General features: G+C 68.5%; 13 protein-coding genes. 8 read left to right on the forward strand and 5 right to left on the reverse strand.

Translation table 11 applies throughout. From position 1 onward, the window contains the following. Positions 1–2: 2 nt before the first annotated feature. The 4 genes from ACSQ3Y_RS09705 to ACSQ3Y_RS09720 are packed head-to-tail and all read left to right on the forward strand — an operon-like array spanning position 3 to position 4290. Complete coding sequence (locus tag ACSQ3Y_RS09705) at positions 3–1370, forward strand: flavin-containing monooxygenase (RefSeq protein WP_436177121.1); 1368 nt, start codon at positions 3–5, stop codon at positions 1368–1370. Positions 1371–1418: 48 nt separating this feature from the next. Beyond that, positions 1419–2351: a bile acid:sodium symporter family protein gene (locus tag ACSQ3Y_RS09710; RefSeq protein WP_436177122.1), complete on the forward strand. Its 933-nt coding sequence runs from the start codon at positions 1419–1421 to the stop codon at positions 2349–2351. Further along, positions 2348–3361, forward strand: a complete 1014-nt coding sequence (locus tag ACSQ3Y_RS09715) for an SDR family oxidoreductase (protein WP_436177123.1) — start codon at positions 2348–2350, stop codon at positions 3359–3361. Before ACSQ3Y_RS09710 ends, ACSQ3Y_RS09715 begins: the two co-directional genes overlap by 4 nt. Next, the gene (locus ACSQ3Y_RS09720) at positions 3358–4290 is read left to right on the forward strand and encodes an EamA family transporter (RefSeq protein ID WP_436177124.1); all 933 of its coding nucleotides are present in this window, start codon (positions 3358–3360) and stop codon (positions 4288–4290) included. Before ACSQ3Y_RS09715 ends, ACSQ3Y_RS09720 begins: the two co-directional genes overlap by 4 nt. Positions 4291–4305: 15 nt before the next feature. On the opposite strand, the gene ACSQ3Y_RS09725 is transcribed toward ACSQ3Y_RS09720, so the two are convergent. Beyond that, positions 4306–5403 (reverse strand): tartrate dehydrogenase, encoded by a 1098-nt coding sequence (locus tag ACSQ3Y_RS09725; RefSeq protein ID WP_436177125.1) that lies wholly within the window; start codon positions 5401–5403, stop codon positions 4306–4308. Between the two features lie 100 nt (positions 5404–5503). Here ACSQ3Y_RS09725 and ACSQ3Y_RS09730 point away from each other — a divergent pair, with 100 nt between their 5' ends. Then, on the forward strand, positions 5504–6415 hold the full coding sequence (locus ACSQ3Y_RS09730; protein WP_164470702.1) for a LysR substrate-binding domain-containing protein: 912 nt from the start codon (positions 5504–5506) through the stop codon (positions 6413–6415). Between the two features lie 274 nt (positions 6416–6689). Here the strand turns inward: ACSQ3Y_RS09730 and ACSQ3Y_RS09735 are convergent, their stop codons facing one another. Both ACSQ3Y_RS09735 and rpsU read right to left on the reverse strand, forming a co-directional pair. Then, positions 6690–7139: a GatB/YqeY domain-containing protein gene (locus ACSQ3Y_RS09735; RefSeq protein WP_057199652.1), complete on the reverse strand. Its 450-nt coding sequence runs from the start codon at positions 7137–7139 to the stop codon at positions 6690–6692. 113 nt (positions 7140–7252) lie between these two features. After that, positions 7253–7465 carry a 30S ribosomal protein S21 gene (gene rpsU, locus ACSQ3Y_RS09740; RefSeq protein ID WP_007833691.1) on the reverse strand — a complete coding sequence of 71 codons (213 nt, stop codon included), beginning with the start codon at positions 7463–7465 and terminating at the stop codon, positions 7253–7255. 317 nt (positions 7466–7782) lie between these two features. Between rpsU and ACSQ3Y_RS09745 the strand changes: the two genes are divergently transcribed. After that, on the forward strand, positions 7783–11043 hold the full coding sequence (locus ACSQ3Y_RS09745) for an EAL domain-containing protein (RefSeq protein ID WP_436177126.1): 3261 nt from the start codon (positions 7783–7785) through the stop codon (positions 11041–11043). Between the two features lie 73 nt (positions 11044–11116). Next, on the forward strand, positions 11117–11848 hold the full coding sequence (locus tag ACSQ3Y_RS09750) for an ArsR/SmtB family transcription factor (RefSeq protein ID WP_436177127.1): 732 nt from the start codon (positions 11117–11119) through the stop codon (positions 11846–11848). On the opposite strand, the gene ACSQ3Y_RS09755 is transcribed toward ACSQ3Y_RS09750, so the two are convergent. Continuing rightward, positions 11842–13086 (reverse strand): NAD(P)/FAD-dependent oxidoreductase, encoded by a 1245-nt coding sequence (locus tag ACSQ3Y_RS09755; RefSeq protein ID WP_436177128.1) that lies wholly within the window; start codon positions 13084–13086, stop codon positions 11842–11844. The two genes, ACSQ3Y_RS09750 and ACSQ3Y_RS09755, sit on opposite strands and share 7 nt — an antisense overlap. Positions 13087–13306: 220 nt before the next feature. Between ACSQ3Y_RS09755 and ACSQ3Y_RS09760 the strand changes: the two genes are divergently transcribed. Beyond that, positions 13307–13786, forward strand: a complete 480-nt coding sequence (locus ACSQ3Y_RS09760) for a DUF4124 domain-containing protein (RefSeq protein ID WP_436177129.1) — start codon at positions 13307–13309, stop codon at positions 13784–13786. A gap of 110 nt (positions 13787–13896) precedes the next feature. Here the strand turns inward: ACSQ3Y_RS09760 and ACSQ3Y_RS09765 are convergent, their stop codons facing one another. Then, positions 13897–16338 (reverse strand): TonB-dependent siderophore receptor, encoded by a 2442-nt coding sequence (locus ACSQ3Y_RS09765; protein WP_436177130.1) that lies wholly within the window; start codon positions 16336–16338, stop codon positions 13897–13899. Between the last annotated feature and the right edge of the window lie 6 nt (positions 16339–16344).

Below are 16344 nucleotides of genomic sequence, written 5' to 3' on the forward strand. Positions count from 1 at the left end.
TCATGCAAGACGACCTTCGCAACGCATCTGCCGACCTGCAGGCCTGCGTAGACACCACTACCCCTGCCACGCGCGGCTCGATTGCACTCATCGGTGCCGGCCCTTCGGGCCTGGCCGGTGCGCGCAATCTGCAAAAGCTCGGCATCCCGTTCCAGGGCTTCGAGGCGTATACCGACGTGGGTGGGCTGTGGAACATCGCCAACCCGCGCTCTACGGTGTATGCCTCGGCCCACCTGATCTCGAGCAAGCGCACCACCGAGTTCAGCGAATTCCCAATGGCCGACAGCGTGGCCGACTACCCCAGCCACCGCGAGCTGTGCCGCTACTTCAGCGACTTTGCCGAGCATTTCGACCTGCGCCGGCACTTTCGTTTCGGCGTGCGCGTGCTCAAGGTGGAGCCGGTCAGCGACAGCGAGGACACGCTGTGGCGCGTGACCATCGCCACGGCGGACGGGGGCACCGAAGCGGCCGAGTACAAGGGCGTGGTGATCGCCAACGGCACGCTGGCCGAGCCGAGCATGCCGCGCTTCGAAGGGCATTTCAGCGGCGAGCTGCTGCACACCTCGGCCTACAAGCATGCCGAGCAGTTCAAGGGCAAGCGCGTGCTCATCGTGGGCGCGGGCAACTCGGGCTGCGACATCGCGGTCGATGCCGTGCACTACGCCGAGAGCGTCGACATCTCTGTGCGGCGCGGCTACTACTTCGTGCCCAAGTACGTGTTCGGCAAGCCCGCCGACACACTGGGCGGCAAGCGGCCGCTGCCGCCCTGGCTCAAGCAGAAGGTGGACAGCACGGTGCTCAAATGGTTCACGGGCGACCCCACACGCTTCGGCTTCCCCAAGCCCACCTACAAGATGTACGAGTCGCATCCCATCGTGAATTCGCTGATCCTGCACCACCTGGGCCATGGCGACATCCACGTCAAGGCCGACATCGCGCGCTTCGATGGCGCCACCGTGCACTTCAAGGACGGCACCCAGCAGGACTACGACATGGTGCTGGCGGCCACGGGCTATACGCTGCACTACCCCTTCATCGCGCGCGAGCTGCTCAACTGGCAGGGCATGGCACCGCGCCTGCACCTGAACATCTTCGCTCCCGGCCGGCGCCGCCTGGCCGTGCTGGGCATGATCGAGGCCAGCGGCATCGGCTGGCAGGGCCGCTACGAGCAGGCCGAGCTGGTGGCACGCTACTTCAAGGCGCTCGATGCCGGCACGCCCGCCGCCAAGGCTTTCACGGCCGCAGTGCAGGGCCCGCCGCCGGACCTGTCGGGTGGCTTCAAGTACCTGCAGCTCGAACGCATGGCTTACTACGTGCACAAGGATACCTACCGCGCCGCCGTGCGCAACGCCGCAGCCGCCCTGGGCTGACCGCACCACAAGAAAAGGGCCACCGAGCCCACAGAGGAGACAAATACCATGCTGCCCGTCGACGAGATCCGCCTGAACTTCAACCCCGCGTCGCTGATGCTGCTCAATGCGGTGCTGGCCTTTCTGATGTTCGGCATCGCGCTCGACACGCGGGCGGACGACTTCCGCCGCGTGGCCAAGATGCCCTGGGCCATGGCCGTGGGCATTGCCGCGCAGTTCATCGTGCTGCCGGCAGTGATCTATGTGCTCACGCTGCTGCTTGGCGTGGGGCCGAGCATCGCGCTGGGCATGATCCTGGTGGCCTGCTGCCCGCCGGGCAACGTGTCCAATATCCTTACGCACCGCGCACGCGGCAACGTTGCGCTGTCGGTGTCCATGACGGCGATTTCCAACGCCATCGCCATCGTGGTCATGCCGCTGAACTTCGCGTTCTGGGGCGGCATGCACCCCACGGCCGCGCCGCTGCTCAAGACCATCGCGCTCGACCCGCTGGAGATGGTGGGCCACATCGTCGCCATCATCGGCGTGCCCTTCGTGCTCGGCCTCTTGTGCGCGCACCAACTGCCGCGCCTCACGCTGCGCGTGAAGAAGCCCGTGCGCATCATCAGCTTCCTGGCGCTCATCGGCTTCATTCTGGGCGCCATCGCCGGCAACTGGCGCTTTTTCCTCGACTATGTGGGCATGGTGCTGCTGGCCGTGGCCCTGCACGATGCGCTGGCCTTCGGCACCGGCTACCTGTGCGCGCGCTTCACCGGCCTGCAGGACTATGACCGGCGCGCCGTCGCCATCGAGGTCGGCATCCGCAATGCGGGCCTGGGCCTGGTGGTGATCTTCAGCTTCTTCGGTGGCCTGGGCGGCATGGCCGTGGTGGCGGGTGTCTGGGGCTTCTGGGACATCATCGCCGGCCTGGCGCTGGCCAGCTGGTGGGGCCGCAAGGACCCCGTGGGCGCGCCTGTGGCCTTGCAAGGGGAGGGCGCATGAGCGCGCCGGCCCCGCGCGCCCGCAATGTCCTCGTCACCGGGGCTGATGGCTTCCTGGGCCGGGGCGTGGTGGCGGCGCTGGCCCGGCGGCCGGACACCGGCAGCGTGGTGGCCCTCGACGTGCGCGAGGTGCCGCCCGAGCGCCGCCAGCCGGGCGTCACCTACCAGGCCCAGGACGTGCGCGACAAGGCCCTGGCCGCCACGCTGCAGCGCCATGCCATCGACACCGTGGTGCACCTGGCCTCCATCGTCACGCCGGGCCGCGACTCGAACCGGGCCTTCGAGTACGACGTGGACGTGAACGGCACACGCAACGTGCTCGAAGCCTGCGCGGCCCAGGGCGTGCGGCATGTGCTCGTGTCCTCCAGCGGCGCGGCCTATGGCTACCACGCCGATAACGCGCCCTGGCTCACCGAGTCGCACCCGCTGCGCGGCAACGAGAGCTTTGCCTATGCGCACCACAAGCGCCTGGTCGAAGAGATGCTGGGCGCATGGCGCCAGAGCCATCCGGGCTTGGCGCAGACGGTCTTTCGCATCGGCACCATCCTGGGTGAACGTGTGGACAACCAGATCACCGCACTGTTCGAAAAGCCGCGCCTCCTGGCCATTCGCGGCAGCGACAGCCCCTTCGTCTTCATCTGGGACGAGGACGTGACCGGCGCGCTGCTGCATGCGCTCGATGGTGCGCCCCCGGGCTGCTACAACCTGGCGGGCGACGGGGCCCTGACCATCCACCAGATCGCGGCGCGCCTGGGCAAGCGCACGCTTGACCTGCCGGCCTGGTTGCTGCAGGCGGCCCTGTTCCTGGGCTCGCGCCTGGGCGTGAGCCGCTATGGCCCCGAGCAGCTCGATTTTCTGCGCTACCGGCCGGTGCTGCTCAACACCGCGCTCAAGGAGCAACTGGGCTACGTGCCGCGCAAGACCAGCGCCCAGGCCTTCGATGCCTTCGTGGCGGCGCGCCAGCGGCAGGGGCGGCCCGTCGCCGGTGCGCTGGCAGGCAGCCGCGCATGAACACGGCGACGGCATTGGGGGCAGTACCGGCCCGCGCGTTGTCGCATGGCGACCTGGCCTGCGCGCTGGCCGTCATCGTCATCTGGGGCTCGAACTTCGTGGTCATGAAAATGGGCCTGCAGACGCTCAGCCCCATGCTGCTGGGCACGCTGCGCTTCATCGCGGCCTCGCTGCCCTTTTTGCTCTTCGTGCGCCGGCCGGTACTGCCCTGGCGCTTCGTCGTGGCCTATGGCCTGGCGCAGGGCCTGGGGCAGTTCGGCCTGCTGTTCCTGGGCCTGCGCCTGGGCATGACGGCGGGCATGGCCTCGGTGGTCATGCAGACCCAGGCTTTCTTCACGCTGATCCTCGCGGTCACGCTGCTGCACGAGCGCGCGCGGCCCGCGCAGTGGCTGGGCCTGGCGGTGGCGTTCGGGGGGCTGTTGGTGATCGCCAGCGCCCATGGCGAGGGTGCGCTGCAGATGAGCCTGGCGGGCTTCGTGCTCACGTTGGGCGCGGCCTTCATGTGGGCCACCTCGAACCTGGTGGTGCGCTTTGCGGCACGCGCGGGTGGCGACTACGCGCCGTTCCCGTTCATCGTCTGGAGCAGTACCGTGCCCATCGTGCCGTTCTTCGGTCTGGCGCTGTGGCTCGACGGCCCGGCCTCGGTGGCCGCGCAGCTCGCGGGCCTGAACGGCCGCGCGCTGTTCGCCGTGTTCTACCTGGCGCTGCTGGCCACCCTGCTGGCCTACAGCCTGTGGACGCGGCTGCTGCAGCGCCACCCGGCCGGGCGGGTGGCGCCGTTCTCGCTGCTGATCCCGGTGGTGGGCTTGCTGGCCGCCATGCTGGTGCTGGGCGAGCAACCGACCGCCGCACAGTGGGCGGGTACTGCGGCAGTGCTGTTGGGCATGCTCGTCAACCAGTTCGGCCATCTGTGGTGGAAGCGGGGCTGAAAGCCCCGCACTGCCTCATGCCTTGGCGATGCGTGCCGCGATGGCCTGGCCCAGCTCCGTGGTGCTGGCCTGGCCGCCCAGGTCGGGGGTGAGCGGGCCTTCCTTCAAGGCCGCCTCGATGGCCGCCACGATGGCGTCGTGCGCGGCACGGCCGGCGCCCTGGCCGTTGGTCAAAAAGTCCAGCATCAGCGCACCCGACCAGATCATGGCGATGGGGTTGGCGATGTTCTTGCCGTAGATGTCGGGCGCCGAGCCATGCACGGGCTCGAACAGCGAGGGGAACGTGCGCTCGGGGTTCAGGTTGGCCGAAGGGGCCAGGCCGATGGTGCCGGTGGTCGCGGGGCCCAGGTCCGAGAGGATGTCACCGAACAGGTTGGTCGCGGCCACCACGTCAAAGCGGCCGGGCTGCAGCACGAAGCGCGCGGTCAGGATGTCGATGTGCTGCTTGTCCAGCGTGATCTCGGGGTAGTCCTTGGCCACCTCGTCGGCACGCTTGTCCCACCAGGGCATGCTGATGGCGATGCCGTTGCTCTTGGTGGCCAGCGTCACGTGCTTGCGCGGGCGGCTCTGCGCCAGATCGAAGGCGAAGCGCAGCAGGCGGTCGGTGCCCTTGCGCGAGTAGACCGACTCCTGGATCACGATCTCGCGGTCCGTGCCCTCGTACATGATGCCGCCGAGCGACGTGTATTCGCCCTCGGTGTTCTCGCGCACCACGAAGTAGTCGATGTCGCCGGGCTTCCTGCCCGCCAGCGGGCAGGGCACGCCCTCGAACAGGCGCACGGGGCGCAGGTTGATGTACTGGTCGAACTCGCGGCGGAACTTGAGCAGCGAACCCCACAGCGAGACATGGTCGGGCACCGTGGCGGGCCAGCCCACGGCGCCGAAGAAGATCGCGTCCACGTCCGCGAGCTGCGCCTTCCAGTCGTCGGGCATCATCTGGCCGTGCTCGGCGTAGTAGTCGCAGCTGGCCCAATCGATGGTGCGGCAGGTGAGGGCGATGCCGAAGCGCTCGGCCGCGGCCTTCACGGCGCGCAGGCCTTCGGGCATGACTTCCTTGCCGATGCCGTCGCCGGGGATCACGGCGATCGTGTACTGGGTGTTGTTGCTGCTCATCAGATGTCTTCCTTGGAGGGTGAAGGGTGCGTGGCCTGCATTGTTGGACAGGGCCGCGCAAAATACAATCGGCCGCCTGTGCATCCATTCTTCACACATCGTGCATAAAAGCCCATCGACCGAGGACCTGCGTGTCTTCACCGTGGTCGTGCGCAAATCGAGCTTTGCGGACGCCGCCACCGAGCTCGGTGCCTCGCCCGCCTACGTGAGCAAGCGCATCCGCCTGCTGGAAGAAGACCTGGCCGTGAAACTGCTGCACCGCACCACGCGGCGCGTGGCCGTCACGGAGGAGGGCGAGCGGGTGTTCCACTGGGCGCAGCGCATCCTCGATGACGTTGACCAACTGCTTCAGGAGGTGGCGGTCACGCGCCGCGAGCCGCGCGGCCTGCTGCGCGTGAGCAGCAGCTTCGGCTTTGGCCGGCGCATCGTCGCGCCCGCGCTGTCGCGCCTGGTGGAGCGGCACCCGGGCCTGCAGGTGCGCCTGGAGGTGTTCGACCGGCTGGTGGACGTGGCCGGTGAGGGCTTCGATCTCGATGTGCGCGTGGGCGACGAGATCGCCCCGCACCTGATCGCGCGGCGCCTGGCCGACAACCACCGCGTGCTGTGCGCCGCGCCGGCCTACCTGGCACGCCACGGCACGCCGCGCACGCTCTCGGAGCTGTCCAGCCACGACTGCCTGGTGATCAAGGAGCGCGACCATCCCTTTGGCGTGTGGCGCCTGCGCAGCGGCGCTGTGGAGGACATGGTCAAGGTGCGTGGCCCGCTGTCGGCCAACAACGGCGAGATGGTGGTGCAGTGGGCCGTGGACGGGCGCGGCATTGCGCTGCGCTCGCTGTGGGACGTGCAGCCCCACCTGAAGGCCGGGCACCTGGTGCAGGTGCTGCCCGAATGGCGCCAGGACGCGAATGTCTGGGCCGTGTACCCCACGCGGCTGCACCTGTCGGCCAAGGTGCGCGTGTGCGTGGAGTTTCTGCAGGACCACTTCAAAAAGGAGTGGTCCGGGATCGGCTAGTCCACTGAAACCGAGAAATCGGCTGTGCGCCGGGGTGGCAGCGGGATGCAGCGCAAGGCGCGGGCTGCGGCCAAGGCTGGCCGCCTTGGCAAAGCCCGCAACGCGGCGATGCGCCCGCTGCCACCCCGGCCCGAAGGGTGAGGGTCTGGCAGGGCCGCACTCGTCGTTGCCGTGCTCGCCGGGTGTGCAACCCGGCTGCGCCCGTCGCCTAGATTGCGGCCCTGCCAGACCCTCACGCACAGCCGATTTCTCGGTTTCAGTGGACTAGAGGCGATCAGCCGCCGGCCAGCGCGGTCTTCACCGCTGCCGACACCTGGCCCATGTCGGCCTTGCCGGCCAGGCGCGTCTTGACCGCGCCCATCACCTTGCCCATGTCACCAGGGCCCGAGGCGCCCAGTTCGGCCACGATGGCCTTGACGGCGGCCAGGGTCTCTTCTGCCGACATGCGCGCGGGCAGGTAGGCCTGCAGCACCACCAGCTCGGACTTTTCCTTGTCGGCCAGGTCCTGGCGCGCAGCCTGCTCGAACGCGGCGATGGAGTCCTTGCGCTGCTTGATCAGCTTGTCCACGATGGCGATGACGGCCACATCGTCGAGCTCGATGCGCTCGTCAACTTCCTTTTGCTTCAGCGCGGCCAGCAGCAGGCGGATGGTGCCCAGGCGCTCGCTGTCCTTGGCGCGCATGGCGGTCTTCATGTCTTCGGTGATCTGGTCCTTGAGGGACATGGCATTTCTCCTGGGGTCTTGTCGTTGAATCTGCAAAAAAGAGAGCGCAAAAAGCAAAAAACCCGCGCCTGGCGTCCCGAGCGCGGGTTGATGCGGCCTGTGAGGGCCAGCGATCAGTACAGCTTCTTGGGCAGCTGCATGCTGCGCACGCGCTTGTAGTGGCGCTTGACGGCGGCAGCCTTCTTGCGCTTGCGCTCGGCCGTTGGCTTTTCGTAGAACTCGCGGGCGCGCAGGTCGGTCAGCAGGCCGAGCTTTTCAATGGTGCGCTTGAAGCGGCGCAGTGCAACGTCAAAGGGTTCGTTTTCTTTTACGCGGATCGTAGTCATTAGCTAATGTGTTCCAAATTTTTTTGCCGCGCAGAGGGTCTTGGGGAGATCGGGCCTCAAGACCATGCGTGGCGGTTGTCCCCGTCTGTAACTAGTATTGGCCGACGGGGCATGCCAGCGAAGCCGAGCATTATAGCAGTCGGATGCGGGAAATGTGCAAGTGCATTCCGTGCGCCCCAAGGTGGTGCGTGTGGCGCGGAAATTGCATGTGTACTTACAGAGTGTTTCCATTCCGCCTGTTTGAGCGGTTCGGGGCACGACTTACTGTCCGGCGCCCACGCCGGGCGCATCTTGCAGGAACGGGAAACTGGGCACCCATGGCAATCATGCACCGCGTATCAGGTTGGCTAGGCCGGCTCAGTGTGGGCCGCAAGCTCATGCTCATCTATCTGCTGGACCTCACGGCGGTGATCTATGTCTCCAGCATCCTGATCCACGAGAAGAACCAGGCCATCGATTTCACGCGCAAGGAGATCGTCGGCACCAGCTACGCCACCGTGGTGCGCGACGGCCTGCTCGGCCGCTTCTTGCAGCCCGGCCAGCCAGCCCTGTCGGTGGCCGACACGCTGGCGCGCCTGGACACGGTGCGCGCCGAGCACGACGAGGCCTTGCACACCCAGGAGGCCGGCCAGCGCTTCAAGGATGCACTGGAACGCCTGGGCACCGATGCCGCCGCGCAGGCCGACCCGCAGGCCCTCACACGGCTGCGCAGCCAGTTGCTGCGCGATGGGCGCGAGCTGCTCACCACCGTGGGCAACCAGTCCAACCTGATCCTGGACCCCGACCTCGACAGCTACTACGAGATGTCGCTGTCGGTGTTGCGCTTTCCCGAGCTGCTGCAGGCCGTGCACGACACGGTGAGCTTTTTGAACTCCCCGCGCACCGCGCGCGGGCCGCAGTGGTCGTCCGAGCTGCTCACGCTGGTGGGGCGGCTCGAAGCTGTCACCCTGGGCATCGAGTCGGACTACAACCAGGCCTTCATCGCCGGCACGCCTGAACTGAGGACCGCGCTGGTACATGACCGCGAGGCGCTCAACGCCACGCTGCTCGAATTCCAGTCGCACCTGCAGGCTGTCGCCAGCGGCGAATCGCGCCTGACCATGGCGCAGCTGACCGAGCAGGAGGCCAAGCTGCTGGGCGCCTTGCAGGCGGCCTGGGGTTCGGGCATCAACGACCTCGATCGCCTGCTGCACCAGCGCGTGGACAGCCTGTACTCGCGCATGTGGCTGCACCTGGGCACGGCACTGGTGCTGCTGGGCTGCATCCTGTCTCTGGTGACGCTGGTGGCGCGCCAGATCGCCAAGCCGCTGCAGCAACTGGCCCGCGTGGCCGACGAGGTGAGGAAGAGCGGCGACCACACGCTGCGCGCCCACTGGAACAGCAGCGACGAAATCGGCCGCCTGGTCACCGCCTTCAATGGCATGCTGGCCCAGCTCGACCGCGAGCGCCTGCTGCAGCAGGAGCTGGCCGCCAGCGCCCGTGCGGCCGAGGCCCAGCGCGAGCTGGTGGAGGCCTTCCCCATCCCGCTGATGGTGACCTCCATCCCCGAGCACGAGGTGCTGCACTCCAACGCGCCGGCCGGGCAGTGGCTCAACGGCCGCACCGTCGACCCCTGGGTGGCGGGGCTGGAGCCGGGCGTGCGCGCGCGCTTCTTCCAGCGCCTGGCCGACCAGGGCTCGGTGGACGAGTTCGAGGTGCGCTGGAAGGGTGGGCCCGAACCGTCGTGGGCCGTGCTGTCGGCGCGGCGCCTGGTGTTCCAGGGGCGCGACGCGGTGCTCACGGCCTTCACGCCGATCAACGTGCTCAAGGTCATGGAGCAGCGCCTGGAGCTGTGGGCCAAGGTGTTCGAGGCCTCGTCCGAGGGCATCATCATCATGAACGCCGACCAGCAGATCATCAGCGTGAACAAGGCCTTCTGCCGCAGCACGCACTACGACTTCTACGAGGTGATCGGCGAGGGCCTGGGGTTCCTGCAGGAGGACACCGCAGGGCAGGAGCCGCTGTCGGCCCAGATCGCGCGCGCCATGCAGGACAAGGAGTCCTGGCAGGGCGAGGTGCGCTTTCGCCGCCGCTCGGGCGAGACCTACCCGGCCTGGCTCATGGTCTCGGCCGTGCGCGAGGGCAAGGCGGGGGCGGTGGTCAACCACATCGGCATCGCCATCGACATCACCGACCGCAAGCTCAACGAGGAGCGCATCCAGTTCCTGGCCCACCACGATGTGCTCACCGAGCTGCCCAACCGCTCGCTGTGCGTGCAGCGCCTGCAGCTGGCGCTGGCGCACGCCCAGGCTTGCAACGAGCGCGTGGCCGTGCTGTTCATCGACCTGGACCGCTTCAAGGCCATCAATGACACGCTGGGCCACCACATCGGCGACGGCCTGCTGCGCTCGGTGGCGCAGCGCCTGACGCAGGCCGTGCGCAGCCGCGACACCGTGAGCCGCCTGGGCGGTGACGAGTTCGTGGTCATCATGCGCGACGTGGCAGGGCCCGAGGACGTGCAGCAACTGGTCGAGAACCGGCTGATCCCGCTGATCCGCCAGCCGCACCCCGTGGAGGGCCACGAGCTCAACGTGAGCTGCAGCGTGGGCATCGCGGTCTACCCCGAGGACGGCGGCGACATCGACGAGCTCATGCGCCGCGCCGATGCGGCCATGTACGAGGCCAAGACCACAGGCCGCGACATGGCCCTGTTCTACTCGGCCGAGACCGACCAGCGCGCGCTGGCCCGCCAGTCCATGGAGCAGCACCTGCGCCGGGCCCTGGGGCGCGGCGAGTTCAGCCTGCACTACCAGCCGCGGCTGAGCGCCCGGGGAGGGCGCCTGCAGGGTGTGGAGGCGCTGCTGCGCTGGAACAACCCGGTGCTGGGCATGGTGCCGCCCAGCGAGTTCATCCCCATCGCAGAAGAGACCGGCATGATCCGCCCCATCGGCGCCTGGGTGCTGCAGCAGGCCAGCGCGCAGTGGCTGGCCTGGCAGTCGCTGGAGTACGAGGGCCCGCTGGGCCGAGCGCCGCATCCGCTGTCGCAGGTATCGGTCTCGGTCAACCTGTCGGCGGCACAGCTTGCCGACCCGCAGCTCGTGCCCGACATCGAGGCGCTGCTGGCCAAGAGCGGCATGCCGGCCCATCGGCTGGAGCTGGAGATCACCGAGTCGCAGCTCATGGACCATGCCAACTCGGCCGAGCGCCAACTGGCCGCGCTCAAGGCGCTGGGGGTGCAGCTGTCCATCGACGACTTCGGTACCGGCTATTCGAGCCTGGCCTACCTCAAGCGCTTCGACATCGACCGGCTCAAGGTGGACAAGTCCTTTATCCACGACATGCTCACCAACCCGGCCGACATGGCCATCACCCGCGCCATCATCGCGCTCGGGCACACGCTGGGCCTGAAGATCGTCGCCGAAGGGGTGGAGGACCTGGCCACCGCCCAGGTGCTGGATGCGCTCGACTGCGAGGAACTGCAGGGCTTTCACTTCACCCGGCCGTTGCCCGTGGAGCAGTTGCAGGAATGGGTGCTGCAGCACGCCAGCCGCCCCGCGCTGGGCGATTCGCGCTTTGGCGAGCTGGTCAGCATTCCCTGAGCCATTCACGGGGGCAGGCTCACTTCGTCGGCGTGCGAAGTGTTCCAGCCCTCGCGCGGTGCACACTGTTGGCATGAACACCAACCAGATCGCCCACATCGCCGCGCTCGTCGGCGAGCCCGCGCGCACGGCCATGCTGGTGGCGCTGATGGACGGGCGCGCGCTCACGGCGCGCGAGCTGGCCGATGCCGGCCATATCACCGCCCAGACGGCGAGCCGCCACCTCGCCTTGCTGGTCGAGGCCGGCCTGCTGCGGCTGGAGCGCCAGGGTCGCCACCGCTACCACCGCCTGGCCTCGGCCGACGTGGCGCGCGTGCTCGAAGGCCTGATGCAGCTGGCCGTGCAGCAACCCGCACCCGCCGCCCCCCGGCCGGTGGTGGTCGGCCCGCGCGATGCGGCCCTGCGCACCGCGCGCACCTGCTACGACCACATTGCCGGCCGCCTGGGCGTGGCCATCACCGAGCACCTGCTGGACGAGGGCGCCATGGCCTTCGACGGCGATGCGGGCGGCCATGTCACGGCGCAGGCCGCACCGGTGTTGCAGCGCCTGGGCCTGGATGGAGAGGCCAGCCAGGGCGCGGCGGGCAGCGGCAAGCGCCCGCACTGCCGCCCCTGCCTGGACTGGAGCGAGCGGCGCATGCACGTGGCGGGCCGCCTGGGCGCCATGATCTGCAGCCACTGCCTGGACCAGGGCTGGCTGCTGCGCCGCAGCGATACCCGGGCCCTGGAGATCACCCCCGGCGGCGCCGTGGCGCTGCGCAACTGGCTAGGGCATGCGCGCTGGGGCCAGGTGGCCGATCACTGAGCTGTGCTGGCGGGGAGCGCCCCGGCGCAGGCGTGGGCACTGGCCCAGGCCCACTGGAAGTTGTAGCCACCCAGCCAGCCGGTCACATCCACCACCTCGCCGATGAAGTACAGGCCGGGCTGGGTCTTGCATTCCATGCTCTGCTGCGAGAGCACGCGCGTGTCCACGCCGCCCAGCGTCACCTCGGCCTTCTTGTAGCCCTCGGTGCCCGTGGGGGTGAGCTCCCAGCGCGCCAACTGCTCGGCCAGGCGCGCCAATGCCTTGTCCGAGGCTTCGGCGATGGGGCGCTGCCAGTCCGCCTCGCGCTGGGCCCAGGCATCGGCCAGGCGGCTCGGCACCAGGGTGGCCAGCTCATTGGCGATGAGCTTGCGCGAGCGCAGCTTGGCCTGCGCCAGTGCAGCGGGCAGGTCCACCGTGGGCGCGAGGTTGATGGCCAGGGGCGTGCCCTCCTGCCAGTAGCTCGATATCTGCAGCACCGCCGGGCCCGACAGGCCCCGGTGCGTGAACAGCAGGTCCTCGTCGAACACCATGCGCGCCTTCTTGGCGCCGGTGCTGATCTGCACCGGCAGCGCCAGGCCCGAGAGCTGCGCATAGGGCGCCCAGGCGTCCCCGTCGAAGGTCATGGGCACCAGGCCTGGGCGTTGTTCGATGAGCGGAACGTTGAACTGTCGCGCCAGCCGGTAGCCGAAATCGGTGGCGCCGATCTTGGGGATGGACAGCCCGCCCGTGGCCACCACCAGGCTGCGCGCCTGCACCGGGCCCCGGTCGGTGTCCACCAGGTAGCTGCCGCCCTGGCCGTTGGTGCCGGTCTGGAAATCGATCTTCTTCACACCGCAGGGCTGCCAGTGCATGACGCCGCCCGCAGCGCATTCGGCCAGCAGCATGGCGATGATGTCCTCGGCCGAGCGATCGGCAAACAGCTGGCCCTTGTGCTTTTCGTGGTGGGGAATGCCGTGCTTTTGCACCAGCGCAATGAAGTCTTGCGGCGTGTAGCGCGACAGCGCCGAGCGGCAGAACTGCGGGTTCTGCCCCACGAAGTGCTTGTGCGGCGCAGCCGGGTCCAGGTCGCGGTTGGTGAAGTTGCAGCGCCCGCCGCCCGAGATGCGGATCTTTTCGGCCACCTTCTCGGCGTGGTCTATGAGCAGGACCTTCAGGCCCCGTTGGCCTGCCTGGCCGGCGCAGAACAGGCCGGCTGCGCCGGCGCCGATGATGATGGCGTCAAAGAAAGGGATGGTCATGGATGCCGCGGATTGTAGGGGGGCGAGTCCACTGAAACCGGGAAATCGGCTGTGCGCCGGGGTGGCAGCGGGTGCAGCGCAAGGCGCGGGCTGCGGCCAAGGCTGGCCGCCTTGGCAAAGCCTGCAACGCGGCGATGCGCCCGCTGCCAGACCCTCATGCACAGCCGATTTCCCGGTTTCAGTGGACTAACATGGGCCATCCATCCTGCAAGGACTGCTCATGACCATGATCCGCTACGCCGCCTGCACCCTGGCGCTGGGCTTTCTGGCCCCGGCCTGGGCCATCAACAAGTGCACGGATGCCGATGGCAAGGTGTCCTTCCAGGACGCATCCTGCCCGGGCCAGGGCGAGAAGATCGAGGTGCGCCCCGCCCTGGAGGGCGCCACGCCGATCCCGCCCCCGCCCTCCACCTCCAGGGAGGGGGCGTTCGGCCCCACATGGCAGCGCAAGAACCACCTGCAGAACCAGGGCGTTCCCCAGGCACGCATGGCCCTGGAGCGCAACCAGAAGGAATGTGCAGCGCAACCCCTGGAGGCCGCGGCCAGCGCGGGTCCGCTGCGCAGCACCCTGGCATCGGGCACCCAGTTCGCGCAGGAGCGGGCGGCCGCAGCCGGCCAGGGCAAAGCCGCGTGCGAGGCCCGCAGCGAGGAGCTGCGCAAGCAATTGAAAACGCTGGAAGAACAGCTTGGCGCCCCGTAGTCCTGCGCCTGAGCGACAATGGCGCGCTCCTGGAACACCTGTCCAGACCTCTGTCGCAAGCGGGCTTGCAAGCTTGGCCGTGCAAAAAGACGCCAGGGCGCGCAGGTGCGTCAGAAATCGGTGCTGACCGAGAACAGCGCAGTTCTGGGCGTGCTGCGCGTCAGGAAGCCGGTACGCACTGCGAGCCAATGGGAGGAGTCCGCCACGTTTTCCACGGTCAGGCGGAACACCGTGGGACGCCCCGCAAGGCGGGTGCTGTAGCGCAGGCCCAGGTCGTAGCTGTCAAAGCCCGGGATGCTCTGCGCGTTGTTGGCGCTGGCGACCTGGCGCGACACCTTGGTGAGGCGGCCGGTCGCGGTGAGGCCCGGCAGGGCGGCGATGTCCCATTCGCCGTGCACCACCAGCGTGTGGTCGGGGATGCCGATGGCCTTCTTGCCGTCGTTGGCGCCGTTCAGGGTTTTCGATTGCACGGCATCGGACAGCGCCAGGCCGGCGTTCAGGCGCAGGTTCTTGGCCACCTCGCCGTAGAGCGACAGCTCCAGGCCGCGGTTGCGCTGCTCGCCGTCGACCACGAGGAAGTTCGCCCCGTTGACGAAGGACACCGGCTGCCGGATCTGGAACAGGGACGCGCTGGCACCGAAGGAGCCGCCGTCGTACTTCACGCCGGCTTCGATCTGCTTGCCCTTGAACGGGGGGAACACCTTGCCCGCATTGGCGGTGCTGCCACCCGCCACGGGCCCTTGCGACAGGCCTTCGGCATAGTTGGCATACACCGACAAGGTCGGTGCCAGCTTGTAGCTTGCGGCCAGCGACGGGGCGGTGGCCGTCTGCTCGTAGCGGCGCTGCTCCACGCCGCCCGCGAATTCACCGATGTCCAGCTTCTGGTAGCGCACGCCGGCGATCAGGTGCAGGCGGTCGTCCAGCAGGTGCATGGAGTCCACCACGGCCAGGCTGTCGGAGGCGGTGTCCTGAAAGCGCGCCAGGCGGCCGCCGGTGGGCAATGCGGGCTGGGCGATGAAGACCGGGTTGTACAGGTTGCTGGTGAACGCACTGCCCATGGTCTGGCTCAGGCTGGAGCCGTCCCCCGTGAAGCGCGAATAGCCGACCACCACCCGGTGCTTGACCGGGCCGGTGGCAAAGCGCACGCGCCAGCCCAGCTCGCCCGAACGCAGGGCCGAGTTGGTCTGGAAGATGCTGGGCTGGGCGGTGAAGTTGCCGCTGGCCGTGGTAATGCGGGTGCTGCCCGCGTTGACGTTCAATTCCTCGTAGTCCACGCCGCCGAGCACGCCGAAGACGGTGGAGTCGGGTGTGATGTCGTACTCCACCCGCGAGACCACCGAAGAGCTCTTGGTGTCGCTGCGGTCCCAGGGCTGGCTGAAGGCCTGCGCCGTCGATGGCGGTGCGGGCAGGGCAAAGCCTTCGTTGAAGCGGTGGAACTGGGGAAAGCCGTCGAACTGGCGCTGGTTCTGTGCCACGTCCAAGCTGGCGCGCAGCTTCTCGCCCGCGAAATCCAGCGCGGCCGACAGATGGTCGATGCCCACTTTTTCATTCGGCACGCCGGTGGATCCGCCGCCGCGCGTGGCGGCGTTGACGCGCACACCCCACTGGTTGTCGGTGCCGAAGCGGCGCCCCGCGTCCAGGTGCGCGCCGGCCTGGCCGTGGGATGAGGCGGACAGGGTCAGGCGGGTCAGCGGCACATCGGTGCCGCGCTTGGGCACGAGGTTGATGGTGCCGCCCGTGGTGGTGCTGTTCGGACCGATGCCGTTGAGCAGCGCGCTCGGGCCCTTGAGCACTTCGATGCGTTCGAACTGCTCCACCGCGATGCGCCGCGTGTCCACCACCGCGAAGGTCTCGTTGAACGAGATGTCCTGGCTCAGCATGGGCAGGCCGCGCAGGAAGAACACGTCCACCGCGTTGCTCTCGGAGTTGGTGGTACGCACGGCCGGGTCCGCGGCCAGCACGTCGATCAGCCGCCGGGCTTGAGTATCGCGCGCTGCCTGCTCGGTGTAACCACTGATGGCGAAGGGCGCATCGAGCAGGGAGGTGTTGCCCAGGGCCCCCAGGCGTGCGCCCTTGGCGACCTGGCCACCTGCAAAGGGCTGGTACAGCTGGTTGGGGTCACGCGAGCCCTCTACCGTCACGGCCGCCAGGCTGCGCTCCGCCGCAGCGGGTGCCTGGGCGGCCGGTGCCGGTGCCGGCGGCGCTACCGGCCGCACGGTCAAGGTGTCGTTGCCCAGGCGCACCAGCGCCAGCCCCGAGCCTGCGAGCGCACGCTGCACCGCTTCCTCCACCGCAAAGCTGCCGCGCACGGCAGGGGCGGTCTTGCCGCGCAGCAGTGCCGGGTCTGCGGTGAGGATCTTGCCGCCCTGGCGGGCCATGCGGGCCAGGGTGTCGTCCAGGGGGCCTGCGGGCAGGTCCCAGTTCTGTACGGCACCGGCCTGGGCCACCAGCGTGTCGCCGGGGGTGGGAAGGGTTTGCGCAAAGCTGGCGCCGCAGAAGGCAGCGGTCAAGGCCGCCACGAGCAGGCGGGGGCGAAAGGAGGGGCTGGACATGGGATA

The organism is Acidovorax sp. LjRoot66, assembly GCF_964253305.1.
Classification (GTDB): Bacteria; Pseudomonadota; Gammaproteobacteria; order Burkholderiales; family Burkholderiaceae_C; genus Acidovorax.